The organism is Martinezella lusitana (assembly GCF_900094565.1).
GTDB classification, from domain to species: domain Bacteria; phylum Pseudomonadota; class Alphaproteobacteria; order Rhizobiales; family Rhizobiaceae; genus Rhizobium; species Rhizobium lusitanum.
Genome location: NZ_FMAF01000006.1, coordinates 282239 through 296935, shown reverse-complemented (window position 1 = coordinate 296935; position 14697 = coordinate 282239). Strand labels below are relative to the sequence as shown.

At 58.6% G+C, this 14697-nt stretch carries 14 protein-coding genes; 8 read left to right on the top strand and 6 right to left on the bottom strand.

Going from position 1 to position 14697, the window contains the following annotated elements:
• The 5 genes from GA0061101_RS16485 to GA0061101_RS16465 all read right to left on the bottom strand — a co-directional run.
• Window positions 1-447 (bottom strand): ABC transporter ATP-binding protein (locus GA0061101_RS16485; RefSeq protein ID WP_141694084.1); only part of this gene is annotated, 447 nt, incomplete at its 3' end.
• Window positions 448-457: 10 nt separating this feature from the next.
• Window positions 458-1246, bottom strand: a complete 789-nt coding sequence (locus GA0061101_RS16480; RefSeq protein ID WP_037202798.1) for an ABC transporter permease — start codon at window positions 1244-1246, stop codon at window positions 458-460.
• Complete coding sequence (locus GA0061101_RS16475) at window positions 1243-2136, bottom strand: ABC transporter permease (protein ID WP_037202796.1); 894 nt, start codon at window positions 2134-2136, stop codon at window positions 1243-1245. Before GA0061101_RS16475 ends, GA0061101_RS16480 begins: the two co-directional genes overlap by 4 nt.
• A gap of 72 nt (window positions 2137-2208) precedes the next feature.
• Window positions 2209-3312, bottom strand: a complete 1104-nt coding sequence (locus tag GA0061101_RS16470; protein ID WP_092574188.1) for an ABC transporter substrate-binding protein — start codon at window positions 3310-3312, stop codon at window positions 2209-2211.
• Between the two features lie 186 nt (window positions 3313-3498).
• Window positions 3499-4371 carry a MurR/RpiR family transcriptional regulator gene (locus GA0061101_RS16465; protein ID WP_037202794.1) on the bottom strand — a complete coding sequence of 291 codons (873 nt, stop codon included), beginning with the start codon at window positions 4369-4371 and terminating at the stop codon, window positions 3499-3501.
• A gap of 180 nt (window positions 4372-4551) precedes the next feature.
• Between GA0061101_RS16465 and GA0061101_RS16460 the strand changes: the two genes are divergently transcribed.
• From GA0061101_RS16460 to GA0061101_RS16440, 5 genes are all read left to right on the top strand, one after another.
• Window positions 4552-5319 (top strand): N-formylglutamate amidohydrolase, encoded by a 768-nt coding sequence (locus tag GA0061101_RS16460; RefSeq protein ID WP_047558116.1) that lies wholly within the window; start codon window positions 4552-4554, stop codon window positions 5317-5319.
• 127 nt (window positions 5320-5446) lie between these two features.
• Window positions 5447-7018: an amino acid permease gene (locus GA0061101_RS16455; protein WP_047558114.1), complete on the top strand. Its 1572-nt coding sequence runs from the start codon at window positions 5447-5449 to the stop codon at window positions 7016-7018.
• 127 nt (window positions 7019-7145) lie between these two features.
• The gene (locus GA0061101_RS16450; RefSeq protein ID WP_047558113.1) at window positions 7146-8516 is read left to right on the top strand and encodes a glutamine synthetase family protein; all 1371 of its coding nucleotides are present in this window, start codon (window positions 7146-7148) and stop codon (window positions 8514-8516) included.
• A gap of 161 nt (window positions 8517-8677) precedes the next feature.
• On the top strand, window positions 8678-10063 hold the full coding sequence (locus GA0061101_RS16445) for an aldehyde dehydrogenase family protein (RefSeq protein ID WP_037202882.1): 1386 nt from the start codon (window positions 8678-8680) through the stop codon (window positions 10061-10063).
• Window positions 10060-11208, top strand: coding sequence for an iron-containing alcohol dehydrogenase (locus tag GA0061101_RS16440; RefSeq protein WP_092574186.1), 1149 nt, complete (start codon window positions 10060-10062; stop codon window positions 11206-11208). The genes GA0061101_RS16445 and GA0061101_RS16440 overlap by 4 nt, the downstream gene beginning before the upstream one ends.
• A gap of 108 nt (window positions 11209-11316) precedes the next feature.
• On the opposite strand, the gene GA0061101_RS16435 is transcribed toward GA0061101_RS16440, so the two are convergent.
• Window positions 11317-12792, bottom strand: a complete 1476-nt coding sequence (locus tag GA0061101_RS16435) for a L,D-transpeptidase family protein (protein WP_047639897.1) — start codon at window positions 12790-12792, stop codon at window positions 11317-11319.
• A 214-nt stretch (window positions 12793-13006) separates the two neighbouring features.
• On the opposite strand from GA0061101_RS16435, the gene GA0061101_RS16430 reads away from it, so the two are divergent.
• The 3 genes from GA0061101_RS16430 to GA0061101_RS16420 all read left to right on the top strand — a co-directional run bounded on the left by GA0061101_RS16430 (window position 13007) and on the right by GA0061101_RS16420 (window position 14689).
• On the top strand, window positions 13007-13846 hold the full coding sequence (locus GA0061101_RS16430; protein WP_037202783.1) for a DUF4432 family protein: 840 nt from the start codon (window positions 13007-13009) through the stop codon (window positions 13844-13846).
• 73 nt (window positions 13847-13919) lie between these two features.
• The gene (locus GA0061101_RS16425; protein ID WP_037202781.1) at window positions 13920-14258 is read left to right on the top strand and encodes a protein tyrosine phosphatase family protein; all 339 of its coding nucleotides are present in this window, start codon (window positions 13920-13922) and stop codon (window positions 14256-14258) included.
• An 89-nt stretch (window positions 14259-14347) separates the two neighbouring features.
• Window positions 14348-14689 carry a RidA family protein gene (locus GA0061101_RS16420; protein WP_092574184.1) on the top strand — a complete coding sequence of 114 codons (342 nt, stop codon included), beginning with the start codon at window positions 14348-14350 and terminating at the stop codon, window positions 14687-14689.
• Window positions 14690-14697 lie beyond the last annotated feature (8 nt).

Sequence of the window (14697 nt, the reverse complement as noted above, 5' to 3'; positions counted from 1 at the left end):
GGCGATGGCGCGGGCGAGCGCCACGCGCTGCTGCTGACCGCCGGACATCTGGTAGGGGAAGCGGGTGGCGAGATGATCGAGCTTGATGAGAGCAAGCATCTCCTTGACGCGCTTGTCGATATCGGGCTTTGCCATGCCGGCGACCTTGAGGCCGAAGGCGACATTGTCGTGCACGGTCATATTCGGAAACAGCGCGTAAGCCTGGAACACCATGCCGATGTTGCGCTGGTTCGGCTTCAGCGGCCGCTGATCCTTGCCATTGATGGTCAGCGTGCCGGCGGTCGGGGTCTCGAAGCCGGCAATCATGCGCAGCACGGTCGTCTTGCCGCAGCCTGATGGTCCGAGGAAGGAGATGAATTCTCCCTTCTCGATTTGCATATTGAAATCATGGACGACATGAATGTCGCCGAAGGACTTCTTGATGTGTGTAAGTTCGAGAAAAGCCATAGTGGGAACCTTACGCCTTAATCGGAGCCAGTTTTGAAAAGCGGGAAGCCAGCTGCAGAAGGCCCATGCTGAGCCAGGTGACAGCAAGCGCGATGATTGCCAGCGCGGAAGACTGATAAGCTTGATTGGCGCCGACCAGCTGCATGTACGGGCCGAATGCCGGCCGATTGAGCAGCGAGGCCATGGTGAATTCGCCCATGACGATCGCAAGCGTGATGAAGGCGCCGGAGAGAACGCCACTCATGACATTGGGAAAAATGCAGCGGAACAAGATAGTGGTCCACTTCGCGCCAAGGCTTTCCGCTGCCTCCGTCAGGGTACCGACGTCGATCGTACGCATCGCCGTATCCACCGAACGATACATATAAGGAAGAGACAAGACAATATAGGAGCAGACCAAGAGGAAGTTCGTCGCCTGCTCGAAGCCCGTCAAAGGCAGTATCGAAGATGAATTGTAGAGGCGCAGATAGCCGAAGACGATGACGATCGCCGGAATGACCAGCGGCATCAAGGTGATGAATTCAACGATCGGACGTATCTGCGGCAAACGAAGGCGGACCCAATAGGCAGTGGGGACGACCAGCAGCATGCCGAAGATGATGGTCAGCAGGGCCATGAGCATGGAATAGCCGAACGCATACAGGAAATGAGAGTCGGAAAAGACCGATGTGTAGGCGTCGAAACTATAGGCGTTACGGCGCATGCGCAGCGAGAATTCCAGCGTGCCGATGAGGGGGACGATGAAATAGATGGCGCCGATGACGACAGCGATCCAGGCAAAGAGTTTTTGCAGCTTCATTTCTGCCACCGTTCCGCGCGTACGCGCATGATGATGTAAATGACGTTGGATATGCCGGTTATTACGATCATGCCGAGGGCCATGGCATATCCGAGATTGGCGTTGTGCAACACGTCGCCACGGATCTGAGCATAGAGCTGGATCGGTATGATGTTCAGCGAACTGCCGGTCAGCGCGATAGCTGTTGCAATGGCGCCGAAGGCGTTGGCAAAAAGCAGCAACGTCGTGCCAAGTAGGCTCGGCCAGAGGATGGGCAGTGCCACCATGAGCCAATATTGCTTGTTGGTCGCGCCGAGAATGGAGGCGGCCTCGCGCCATTCCTTCTTCATCCCGTCAAGTGCGGGCGTGATGATCAGCACCATGAGCGGAATCTGGAAATACATGTATGTGAGGGTAAGGCCGAGGAAGCTGTAGAGATTGAAGCCTTTCGAATAAAGGTTGAAGCCAAACCAGTTGCTCATCAGCAGAGTGACGAGGCCGAGGCGGCCGATCGTGGCGATGAAGGCAAAGGCCAGCGGCACACCGGCGAAGTTGGAAGCGACGCCCGAAAATGTCAGAAACGCATGGCGGAGCCAGGTTGGAAGTCCGCCCATGACCAGCGCCCAGGCCAGATAGAAACCGATCAACGCGCCGCCGAGCGAGGATGCGAGTGATACTTTGATGCTGATCCAGTAGGAGTCCCAGATGGACTTGGTGAACAGATCCGCGATGTTCTTCAGCGTAAAACTGCCGTCAGGCGTCAGAAATGCGCCCGCAATCAGGTAGATCGTCGGAAGAATCAAAAACAGCAGTGCGAAGATCAGGAAGGGCGCGATGCCCAGCCAGTCGACAACCACGCGTTTGTTGATCAGGGGTGCGGAACTGATCGTTGATGTTGTCACTGTGCTCATGAGTGGGCCAATCCGCAGCGTTTGAATACGGAAAACCTCCCCGCCCAGGCGGGGAGGTCATGTCTGGTCTGATTACTGTACGTTCGAACCGACGACAGAATCCCACTTGGTGGTGATGGCGGCCTTGCCGGCAGCCTGCTCGTCGAGCGTCGGGAAGACAGCCTTTTCATAGGCAGCAGCCGGCGGCAGCTTGTCGAGAAGCTCCTGCGGAACCTTCTTGTTCTTCGCCAGATCGTTGAAGCGGATCGGGTGGCAATAGCCCTTCAGCCAGCCAATCTGGCCTTCGTCGGAATAGAGGAACTCCATCCAGAGCTTCGCAGCATTCGGATGCGGAGCGAAAGCCGAGATTGCCTGGACGTATACGCCTGCGATGACGCCCGAAGCCGGAACGGTGACGTCGACCGGCGGGTTGCCGTTCAGGCTGTCGCGCCATGCAAGACCGTTATAGTCCCATGCAACGACGATCGGGGTTGCGCCCTGAGCCAGCGATGCGGACTTGCCGATGACCGGAACGAAGTTGCCGGCCTTGTTGAGCTTGGCGAAGTAATCCAGACCGGCTTGGCCGACCTTCGTGGCATCCTTCTCGCCGGCAGCGAGGCCAGCTGCATAAACGGCCTGGACAGCCTGGTTCGAGGTGCGCGGGTCGCCGGCGAGCGAAACGGTGTTCGCATATTCCGACTTCTGCAGGTCGGCCCAATCCTTCGGCGGGTTCTTCACGACGTCCTTGTTGGTGACGAAGGAGAGAACACCGTAATAGTCGCCGTACCAGTAGCCTTCGGCATCCTTTGCGCTGTCCGGAATGGAAGCCCAGGTGGAAACCTTGTAGGGCTGCAGCAGGCCTTCCTTCTTGGCGGTCGGGCCGAAGGAGAGACCGACGTCGATCACGTCGGGAGCCTGCGGGCCGGTGTTGCCCTTGTTGGCGCGGATTGCTTCGACTTCATCGCCCGAACCGGCATCCGGATTCAGTTCGTTGACTTCGATGCCGTACTTTGCCTTGAATGCAGCGATCAGGTCGCCATAACCGCACCAGTTGTGGGGCAGGGCGATGGTGGTCAGCGTGCCTTCCTTCTTGGCGGCGGCGATGAGATCGGCGCTCGGTTCTGCGGCTGCGATAGCCGTCGAAGCGACGAGCATCGCGGTGGAGATTGTCAGAAGACGATGAATATTCGAAATCACTGCATTTCCTCCTTTGGGTTATCAGTGTCTGGCGTTGCTGTTAATGACGTTACGTGAAGGTTGTGTGACGGCATCAAAGCGTTGAGTTTGCTAAGAATGCGAAGGGTTTTGCTTTTAACGGTCAAGTATGACAGTCGCTGCAGTCCAACCGCCTCGCACCACGCAATTTTTTGCTTCCGTTTCCCTCTAACTTAGCTTCCGGAACAGTTTAGTTTGCTCGAAAAGACCCTCGAGCGTTTTCATGCGCTCGCTCGTCTCGTCCCATGTCGAACTTTGCACGGCCTCGATCAGAGCTTCGACGATGAAGAGCGTCACCACGGAAGAATCCCAGGCCGACGGCGCTTCAATCTGCACGCGAAACGTGTGTCTGGCATGCTTGGCGGCCGGTGTCGCCCACTGGTCGGTAAAGACGATGATCTCGGCACCGCGGCGGCGCGCGGCGGCTGCCAGATTGACCATTTCCTGCTCGTAGCGGCGGATGTCGAAGATCACGAGCAGATCGCCCGGATTCATGTTCAGGACATATTGCGGCCAGGCGCTGGAGTTTGGAGAGAGCAGGGTCGTGTTGGGGCGAATGACCTGCATATGGGTGAAGAAATATTCGGCAAGAGCGCCTGTGATGCGGCCACCGACAAAATAGAGCCCGCGTTTGCGTTCGGACAGCAGGGCAGCCACGCTATCGAACGTCGCAGCATCGATATCGGAAAGCGTCTGGCGCAAATTGCCCATGATCGCATCGGCGAAACGATTGAGAATATGCGTGCCAGGCGCATTGGATGCCCAGCGATCATGCTTCGTCAGCGGGTTGGAGATGGTAGCCTCAACCTCCTGGTGGAGGTGAGACTGAAAGTCGGGATAGCCCTTGTAGCCGAGTTTTTGCACCATGCGTGCGACGGTTGGCGTCGAGACACGTGCATTTTCGGCGACTGTCGTGATGCTGCCAAGCCCCGAAACGGGATAGTTGTCAAGCAGGCTCGTGGCGAGTTGCTTTTCGGCCCGCGTCAGCGTGTCGAAACGCGCGTTGATCACGTCAGAAACTGTCTTCGACGCATTGCTCACTCGATTTTTGCTCCCCGGGACGGTCTTATGCCGATCTCCTGCAAGGATATAACAACGCTGTCACATTTCGAGTCAATGTCACAAATGAAGAAATAATTTCAGTTTCCAGTTGACAGTGGTCAAAAGCTGAAGAATTCTTTTCTTTATAAAGATTTTATTAAGCGGCGATAAGGCCCCCCAATGCTCGCGCAGCAAGGCATTTTGACGGAAGCGGACGGCGATTGCGTTGCGGTCGAAAGACCGGATGGAAGCAGCGCGGTCTTCATCATTTGCGAACATGCCTCGCGCGCCTTGCCCGAGAAGTTCGGCGATCTCGGGCTTTCCATCGAGGCGCTTTCCAGCCACATCGCCTGGGATCCGGGCGCACTTGCGGTTGCAAGGAAGATGTCCGCGAGCCTCGATGCAACCTTGGTCTCTCAACGGTTCTCGCGGCTGATCTACGACTGCAACCGCCCGCCGGAAAGCGCCGGCGCCATGCCGGAAACCAGCGAAATCTATACCATTCCCGGCAATCAACATCTCGGTGAGATGGATCGCCAGGCGCGTACGGAAGCTCTCTATATACCGTTTCACGATCGAATTCGCTCGATGCTCAAGAAGAGGGCGGCAAGCGGACAAGAAAACGTGATCGTGACGATCCACAGCTTTACGCCGGTCTATAATGGTCGGCAGAGGGCGGTTGAGCTTGGCATCCTGCATGATGAAGACCGTTGGCTGGCGGACCGCATACTGGACGCGGCGGCTAAGGCGCCGCTCTTTCACACGGAGCGCAACCAGCCTTACGGTCCGGAAGATGGTGTCACCCATACGCTGAAACTGCATGGGATCGCCAACGGCTTGCATAATGTAATGATCGAGGTCCGCAACGACCTCATCGGAGACGACGTCGGCCAAGGGGTCATGGCTGATTATCTGACAGGGCTCCTCCAGAGCAGTCTGGAAGCCTGAGCATAAAAAGAAAAAGACCCCGGGGAGCAGTTCAACTGCGATCAGGCCGCACGGCAAAATGCCGGCGGCTCACCTGACACATGGTTATCCGCAATTCCGCGGATAACCGGGATTTAGGGGGAATGACATGTCTGATTACACAGACTTAGACAAGAAACAGGATGTCCACATCCTGCACTCCATGGGCTATGCTCAAGAGCTGGAAAGGCGCATGAGTTCATTCTCGAATTTCGCCATTTCCTTCTCCATCATCTGCATTCTGTCCGGCGGCATCAACTCGCTCGCGCAGGCGACATCGGGCGCGGGCGGTGCTGCAATCGGTATCGGTTGGCCGCTGGGCTGCTTGATTTCGGGCGTTTTCGCGCTCTCGATGGCGCAGATTTCCTCGGCCTATCCAACGGCCGGCGGGCTTTATCACTGGGGCTCGATCCTCGGCAACCGGTTCACCGGCTGGCTGACGGCGTGGCTCAATCTTCTCGGCCTGATCACGGTGCTTGGCGCGATCAATGTCGGCACCTGGGGCTTCTTCAGCGGCTCCATCGCCGGATGGTTCGGCATTGCCGTCGATACCACGACTTCGGCGGGTTTTGCCAATCAGATCATTTTCGTCGCCGTCATCACCGGCCTGCAGGCGTTGATCAATCATTTCGGCATCAAGCTCACGGCAAAACTGACTGACATGTCCGGCTACCTGATCTTCGCCGCCGCGATTGCGCTGACCATCGTCTGCCTCATCGGGGTGAAGAGCTGGGACATCAGCCGCATCTGGACCTTCACCAACTACTCCGGCACGCCGGAAGGTGACGCCTCGGTTTGGCCGAAGACGGACAATGTCTGGTACATCTTCGCGCTTGGTCTGCTGCTGCCGATCTACACGATCACCGGTTATGACGCCTCGGCGCATACGTCCGAAGAGACCGTCAAGGCGTCGAGTTCCGTGCCGCGCGGCATGGTCTCCTCGGTCTGGTGGTCGTCTTTCTTCGGCTATATCATGCTCCTCGCCTTCCTTCTGGCGATCCCGGACATGAATGAGGCGTCGAAGCAGGGCTGGAACGTCTTCTTCTGGACGATCAACAGCATTACCAATCCTGTCGTCGCCAACATCCTCTATGTTGCGATTTTCATCTCGCAGCTCCTGTGCGGCCTTGCGACAGTGACATCGGCATCGCGCATGATCTATGCCTTCTCGCGTGATGGCGGCCTGCCGTTTTCGAAGGCGCTCGCCAGCGTCAGCCCGAAGTTTCGCACACCTTCCGTCGCCATCTGGACGGCTGCGGTTCTCTCAGTGCTGTTCGTCTGGGGCGCTTCGCTCGTCACGATCGCCGGCTCTTCGGCCTACACCATCGTCGTGTCGTGCACGGTCATCTTCCTTTTCCTCTCCTTCGCCGTGCCGATCGTACTCGGCATCAAGGCGATCGGAACTGCGAAATGGCCGAAGATGGGGCCGTGGAACATGGGGATCGGCCTTTATAAGGTGGTCTCGGTTCTTGTCATCCTTGCCATGGCGATCATCTTCATCATCGGTGTGCAGCCCCCGAACGAATGGGCGCTTTATATCACCATCGGCTTCCTGGTCTTGACCGCGATCGTTTGGTTCGCCTTCGAAAAGCGTCGCTTCCAGGGGCCGCCGATCGGTGACATGATCGCAAAGCGTCAGGCCGATATCGCCGCCGCCGAACGGGCCGTCGGCGAGGTATGATCCTTATTCATCATCAATCCGGCGGGGGCCGTTGTCGCGGCCCCATCCAACTCGACGAGCGGCTTGGGGCAGTATGTCTCACAGCGCCGCCGGCCGATCACTCTTCTATCTTTCAGGCGGTTTAATTATGAGCACTAGCTATACGTTCGACGACCTCAAAAAGGATGTGGCCGAAGGGCGCATCGACACCGTTCTGGCATGCCAGGTGGACATGCAGGGCCGCCTGATGGGGAAGCGCTTCCAGGCCGAATTCTTCGTCGAGAGCGCCTGGAAGGAAACGCATAGCTGCAATTATCTTCAGGCGACCGATATCGAGATGGAGACCGTCTCCGGCTACAAGTCGACGAGCTGGGAGAAGGGCTATGGCGACTATACGATGAAGCCCGATCTGGCGACGTTGCGCCGGATCCCGTGGCTGGAAGGCACCGCGCTCGTCCTCTGCGACGTGCTCGACCATCATACGCATGAGGAAGTGGCTCATTCTCCGCGCGCCATTCTGAAGAAGCAGATCAAGCGCCTCGAGGCGATGGGCATGAAGGCCTACATGGCCTCGGAACTCGAATTCTTCCTGTTCGATCAAACTTACGATAGTGCCCGCGAGTCCGGATATCGCAACCTCAATCTCGTCAGCGGCTACAATGAGGACTACCACATCTTCCAGACCACGAAGGAAGAGGATGTGATGCGGGCGATCCGCAAGGGCCTGCAGGGCGCCGATATCCCGGTCGAAAACTCCAAGGGCGAAGCCTCGGCCGGCCAGGAGGAAATCAACGTCCGCTACGCCGATGCACTTGATATGGCCGACCGTCATGCGATCATCAAGAACGGCTGCAAGGAGATCGCCTGGTCGAAGGGCAAGGCCATCACCTTCCTGGCGAAATGGAACTACAGCGCCGCCGGCAGCTCCTCGCATATTCATCAGTCGCTCTGGAGCACCGACGGCAAGACGCCGCTGTTCTTCGACAAGGAAGAAGAACACGGCATGACGCCGCTGATGAAGCATTATGTCGCCGGTCTTTTGACGCATGCCAGCGAAATTACCTATTTCCTGGCGCCCTATATCAACTCTTACAAGCGCTTCGTCGCCGGCACCTTCGCCCCGACGAAGGCGATCTGGAGCACCGACAACCGCACGGCCGGTTATCGCCTGTGCGGCGCCGAGACCAAGAGCATCCGCATCGAATGCCGCGTCGGCGGCTCCGACCTCAATCCCTATCTCGCCTTTGCTGCGCTCATTGCCGCCGGCATCGACGGCATCGAGAACAAGCTGGAGCTGGAAGCGCCTTTTGTGGGAGACGCCTATGGTGCCCGCGAGGTTCGTGAAATTCCGCGTACCTTGCGCGATGCCGCCGTGGCGCTGACGAATTCGAAGATGTTGCGCGCAGCCTTCGGTGACGATGTGATCGATCACTACACCCGCGCAGCCGAATGGGAGCAGGAAGAGTACGATCGTCGCATCACGGATTGGGAAGTGGCGCGCGGATTCGAAAGGGCGTAAGGCTCTTTCGACCTGACTCCAACCCGATTTTCATTTTATAGTCGGGCAGGGCGCTGGGATGATCTGCGCACCCGCTTCTTCGCCTTTGAGCGATGGTGCGGGAGGCAGGTTGCGGAACATCCGGCAATCAAATTATTGATGATGAAAACAGGAATTCGATCATGACCATGATCACATGCGTCTCTCCGGTGAATGGAGAGGTTTATGCCGAGCGTCCGGCCTTGTCGCTGGATGCCGCCAAGGAAGCAGTGGCCCGCGCCCGCAAGGCGCAGAAGGAATGGGCCCGTCGCCCGCTGGAGGATCGTGTCCAGCTCGTGCTGAAGGGTGCCGCCCGGCTCAATGAGATGGCCGATGTGGTCGTGCCCGAGCTTGCCTGGCAGATGGGCCGACCGATCAAGTATGGTGGTGAGTATCGCGGTTTCAACGAGCGCTCCAACTATGTCGCGTCGATCGCCGCCGATGCGCTTGCGCCGCTGGTGGTCGAGGACAGCGCGAATTTCGCGCGGCGCATCGAACGCGAGCCGCAGGGCGTCGTCTTCGTCATCGCCCCCTGGAACTATCCTTATATGACGGCGATCAATACGATCGCGCCGGCGCTGATGGCTGGCAATACCGTCATTCTGAAGCACGCCAGCCAGACGCTGTTGGTCGGTGAGCGGTTGGTGCAGGCCTTCGTTGAGGCCGGCGTTCCCGCCGATGTTTTCCAAAACGTGTTCCTCGACCATGAAACGACCTCGGCGCTGATTGCCGCCGGCAGCTTCAATTTCGTCAATTTCACCGGCTCCGTCGAAGGCGGACGATCCATCGAACGCGCCGCCGCCGGCACCTTCACCAGCCTTGGCCTTGAGCTTGGCGGCAAGGATCCGGGCTATGTCATGGAGGACGCCGATCTCGACGCCGCCGTGGATACGCTGATGGACGGCGCCACCTACAATTCCGGTCAATGCTGCTGCGGTATCGAGCGCATCTATGTGCATGAATCGCTCTACGACGCCTTTGTCGAAAAGTCGGTTGCCTGGGTTTCGAACTACAAGCTCGGCAATCCCCTCGATCCGGAAACCTCGCTCGGACCGATGGCGCACAAGCGCTTCGCCAAGGTGGTGCGCGAGCAGATCGCCGATGCGGTCGCCAAGGGTGCCAAGGCGCTGGTCGATCCCAAGCTGTTCCCGGCCGATGACGGTGGCGCCTATCTCGCGCCGCAGATCCTCGTCAATGTCGATCATTCGATGGCCTTCATGCGCGAAGAGACCTTCGGTCCGGCCGTCGGCATCATGAAGGTGAAGAGCGATGCCGAGGCGCTGGAGTTGATGAACGACAGCCCCTATGGCCTGACCGCCTCGCTCTGGACCAAGGATGTCGAGCGCGCATCGCGCATCGGCCACGATATCGAGACCGGCACCGTCTTCATGAATCGCGCCGACTATCTCGATCCGGCACTTTGCTGGACCGGAGTGAAGGAAACCGGCCGCGGCGGCTCGCTGTCGATCATCGGCTTCCACAATCTGACGCGTCCTAAATCCTATCACCTGAAGAAAGTAACAGCATGAGCACTATCTCAGCCAATTGGAGCTATCCGAACGCCTTCAAGCTCGGCCGCGGCCGGATCAAGGAGCTGGCGGACGCCTGCAAGAGCCTGGGCATGAAGAAGCCGCTCCTGGTCACCGATCGAGGACTTGCTTCCATGGCGATCACCAAGACGGCGCTGGACATCATGGAAGACGCGGGTCTCGGCCGCGCGATTTTCTCCGATGTCGATCCGAACCCGAACGAGAAGAATCTCGAAGCCGGCGTGAAGGCATTCAAGGATGGCGGTCATGACGGCGTCGTCGCCTTCGGCGGCGGTTCCGGTCTCGACCTCGGCAAGTGCGTCGCCTTCATGGCCGGTCAGACGCGGCCGGTATGGGATTTCGAAGATATCGGCGACTGGTGGACCCGCGCCAGCCTCGAGGGCATTGCCCCGATCGTGGCTGTACCGACCACGGCAGGCACGGGTTCGGAAGTCGGCCGCGCCAGCGTCATCACCAACTCCGCGACGCATGTGAAGAAGATCATCTTCCATCCGAAATTCCTGCCGGGCGTCGTCATCGCCGATCCGGAATTGACTGTGGGCATGCCGAAAGTCATCACCGCCGGCACCGGCATGGATGCGTTTGCTCATTGCCTGGAAGCCTATTCCTCGCCTTTCTATCACCCGATGTCGGCCGGCATCGCGCTGGAAGGCATGCGGCTGGTCAAGGAATTCCTGCCGCGCGCCTACAGGGAGGGAACAGACCTCGAAGCTCGCGCCAATATGATGAGCGCCGCCGCGATGGGCGCTGTCGCCTTCCAGAAGGGGCTCGGCGCCATTCATGCGCTGTCGCATCCCATCGGTGCCGTCTACAACACGCATCACGGCATGACCAATGCCGTCGTTATGCCGGCGGTCCTGCGCTTCAACCGGAAAACCATTGAAGACAAGATTGCGCGTGCCGCGGCCTACCTCGGCATTTCCGGTGGTTTTGACGGCTTCTACGACTACGTGCTGCAATTGCGCGCCGAACTTGGCGTCCCCGAAAGCCTTTCGGCTATGGGCATCGCGCCGGATCGGATCGATGAACTCTCGGCAATGGCGATTGAAGATCCAAGCGCCGGCGGCAATCCGGTGCCGATGACGCTGGAAAACACCAAGGCACTTTTCCGCGATTGCTTCTAGAACACCATCGACGCGCCGGAAGGGATCGCGACGCGTCGACCATTTTGTAGCTATAAAAAAGGCCGCCGGAAGATCGCCCGGCGGCCTTTTTGTTTGTTCTACCTGCGATCAATCGACGAATTCGACAACCACGCCGGGCTTGACCATCTTGGCGAGCTCGGTTGCGTCCCAATTGGTGAGACGAACGCAGCCGTGGCTCTGCGACTTGCCAATCTTCGAGGGTTCAGGCGTGCCATGGATGCCGTAGGTTGGCTTCGACAGGGCCATCCAGACGGTGCCGACCGGGCCGTTCGGACCAGGCGGAATGTCGAGGATCTTGTCGTTCGCGCCCTGCTTGAAGTTGATCTTCGGGTTGTATGTATAGCCGGGATTGAAGGCGACGCGCTCGACTGTGACCGTGCCGGAGGGCGATGGTGTGTCGGTCGAGCCGATGCTGGCCGGATAGGCCGCGATCAGCGTTCCGTTGGCATCATAGGCGAAAACCTGCTTGCGGCCCTTATCCGCAAGGATTTTTGCGACCGTACCGGTCTTGGCGGGGCCGGTATTGACGACCTTGATCGTGTTGCCCGGAACGGTGAAATCGACGCCTGGATTGAGCTCTTTCAGATAGCCTTCATCCATATGAAAGCGTTCCGCCAGCATTTCCGTCGTCGATGTATAGCCAAGCGACGGCATTTGAGCCTTTGCGGCATAGTCCTCGGGGATGGACGCGACATAGGGGCCAGCCGCGTCGGCAGCGGTAATCGTGTAGTTGATAATCGGCATGCCGCCGGACATGCGCAGCTGCTCTAGTATCCCGTCGGTGTTGTTCGGATCCAGCGTCTGGCCGGTCATCTGTTGATAGGCATAAACAGCCTTGGTGACGTTCGCGCCCATGCGGCCGTCGATCGCGCCCGGCGAGATGCCCTGGCGTGCGAGAAAGACCTCGAGCGCCGTGATCTCCGCCTTCGATTTGCCCTTGAGGGTAATGACCGGATCGGCCGGAGGCTTGCGGACGATATCCGGTGTCCCCTGCTGCGGGTCTATCGCTGCGTAGTCGTTGTCGCTCGGGTTGGTCTGACCTTGCTGGGTCTGCGCCTTCGTGCCCGGCAGCGGTTGGTTGTCGAGCGGCTCGCGCTGGATGTCGCCGTCGCGCGGAATGCCGCCGGTCACGACGTTGCGGTCCTGCTGATCAGAGCCATTGTAATTTCCGTAGCCATCGCTGCGATATTGACGATAGTCGCGATAGCCATCACCGTTGGAAGAAAGTTGCGTGTCGCCGTAACGGTTGCCGGCGCCATATCCGTTATCGCCATAGGCGTCACGAGCCGGCGCGCGCGGATAATAGGTGCTGGCCCGCATCTCCGTGGCAACCACGTTGCCATAGCTGTCGATGAGAACCCGCCTGCCGCGTCCATCGCGCGCCATGACGTAGCCGCCTGCGCCTTGATCTGGGTACTGATCCAGAATCCGGCCATCCGGGGTCACGAGAACGGTATTGTTGTTTCCGCTGCGATAGTATTGTGCCTGCGCGTCGGTGAGCGCAAGCATGGACACCGTGGCAGTCATTGCCAGGGAAAGGCTGAATTTCACGAACCCGTTCACGTCTGTCGAATCCTCGGATGTAGTTCGGCTGACACACACATGGCAATTTTGACGCCAGTATGGAGATTTAGTTTATCATGCTGAATAAAATATAAAAAATTGCGTGATCAAGGCTTCAAGTTAACATTCGGTAAGACAACTCACCGCTTATTCTCGCTGCGCTCCATCATGGGACGATGCTTGCGGGAGCGCCGATCAGGGAGGATTTTAGAAAATGATGGATTTTTCCGCGGCCAAGGGGCCAAAACTGACGTTGGACGAAAGCTCCGTGCTGGATATCGGCGCCTGCATCGTGGAGGGCAACAATCTTGCGCCCGGACGCGCCATTCCCGATGACGGCGATCCGCGCATCGATCATTCCCTGGAGGGCTTCCTCTTCACCTGCGGGCCGGATCACATTCGCCATCCAGAGTTGATGCCTGATAGTTTTGAGGGAAGACGTTATCCGCTGCATGGTTCGCTCTCTTCTCATCCGGCCAGGATTCTCTCGACCAAATTCGAGAACGGCAATGCCGAATGCCGCGCGGACATCGACGTCGTCACCGCTGAAGGCCGCACGGCAAGGCTGGAACGTCATTGGCGGATCGACGGTGCCACCGGCGAGGTTTCGCTTGCCGATCGTCTCGTCAATACGAGTACCGAGGCGATGCCCGTCTTCCTCATGTATCATATGAACATCGGTGGCAAATGGTTCGACGCCGGCACGCGCCTGTCGGGCCAGATGCTGGAGAATGGTGGCTTTCCTTGGACATTCGGCGAAGAACCCGGCGACATTTTCTGTGTGCCGGCGCTGGAGAAAGGCGAGGACTGGGCGGAGATCAGCCTCGGTCCGATCGCGGCGATCGGCGGCAAGACATTGAGGGTGCGCTTTGGCACCGACACGCTGCCTTTCCTGCAGGTTTGGCGCAATCAGCGTGCGCCGGCGCATGTTCTCGGCATCGAGCCGGTTTCGCATCGCTGGGTCTCGCGCGCGGAGCTGGAAGAGGCTGGTGAATTCAATATTCTTGAGCCCGACGAAGCCCGCAATTTCATGCTCAACTTTGCCTTTGTTTGAGGGTGTCGAGCGGTTGACGCTCGCCGTGGGGCGGCGTAGATCAAAGCCCTCGGTTTTAGAGAGGACATGAACCATGGATATCCGCCCGATCGATGATGAATACTCGGTGTCCGGCCAGATCACCGTAGAGGATCTCGACCAGATCAAGGCCATGGGTTTCAAGTCGATCGTCTGCCATCGCCCGGACGATGAAAGCCCGGACCAGACGCCGTTCTCAGCCATTGAAGCTCGCGCCAAGGAACTTGGCCTCGAGATCACCCATGTGCCTGTCGGCCCCATGGGCGTTACCGAAGAAGCCGTGCAGGGTATGGTCGATGCGCTGGACGAGTTTCCGCGGCCAATGCTCGGCTATTGCCGTTCCGGCGCGCGCTCGACGGCGATCTATCAGAAGACGCATCATATTCGCGGCTGAACGGGCGCATTCCCAATCTTGAGATTAAAGGGCAGGCCACCGGCCGTGCCTTTCCGTTACCTGTCGAAGAACAACATCAGGAGAAAACCATGAGCATCAAGCGTATCGACGTTGGCACCCGCATGAGCGGCGCTGTCATCCACGGCAACACCGTCTACCTCGCCGGCCAGGTTGGTGAAGGCGAAAGCGTCACCGATCAGTGCAAGTCGGCGTTGGCCGAAGTCGACCGCCTGCTCGCAGCAGCCGGCTCCAGCAAGTCGAAGATTCTGCAGACGCTCATCTACCTCTCCGATATTTCCTATTTCGCAGAAATGAATGCCGCCTGGGAAGCCTGGGTCGATCCGGCCAACACGCCGGCTCGCGCGACCAGCGAAGCCAAGCTCGCTGCACCGAAGTACAAGGTCGAATTCATCGTGACGGCCGCGCTCTAAGTCGACGC

Bases quoted from the DNA above. Each gene is read 5' to 3' on its own strand.
- GA0061101_RS16480 (WP_037202798.1), bottom strand. From the start codon at position 1,246: ATGAAGCTGCAAAAACTCTTTGCCTGGATCGCTGTCGTCATCGGCGCC.
- GA0061101_RS16475 (WP_037202796.1), bottom strand. From the start codon at position 2,136: ATGAGCACAGTGACAACATCAACGATCAGTTCCGCACCCCTGATCAAC.
- GA0061101_RS16450 (WP_047558113.1), top strand. From the start codon at position 7,146: ATGAGCACTAGCTATACGTTCGACGACCTCAAAAAGGATGTGGCCGAA.
- GA0061101_RS16440 (WP_092574186.1), top strand. From the start codon at position 10,060: ATGAGCACTATCTCAGCCAATTGGAGCTATCCGAACGCCTTCAAGCTC.
- GA0061101_RS16460 (WP_047558116.1), top strand. From the start codon at position 4,552: ATGCTCGCGCAGCAAGGCATTTTGACGGAAGCGGACGGCGATTGCGTT.
- GA0061101_RS16430 (WP_037202783.1), top strand. From the start codon at position 13,007: ATGATGGATTTTTCCGCGGCCAAGGGGCCAAAACTGACGTTGGACGAA.
- GA0061101_RS16420 (WP_092574184.1), top strand. From the start codon at position 14,348: ATGAGCATCAAGCGTATCGACGTTGGCACCCGCATGAGCGGCGCTGTC.
- GA0061101_RS16455 (WP_047558114.1), top strand. From the start codon at position 5,447: ATGTCTGATTACACAGACTTAGACAAGAAACAGGATGTCCACATCCTG.
- GA0061101_RS16445 (WP_037202882.1), top strand. From the start codon at position 8,678: ATGACCATGATCACATGCGTCTCTCCGGTGAATGGAGAGGTTTATGCC.
- GA0061101_RS16425 (WP_037202781.1), top strand. From the start codon at position 13,920: ATGGATATCCGCCCGATCGATGATGAATACTCGGTGTCCGGCCAGATC.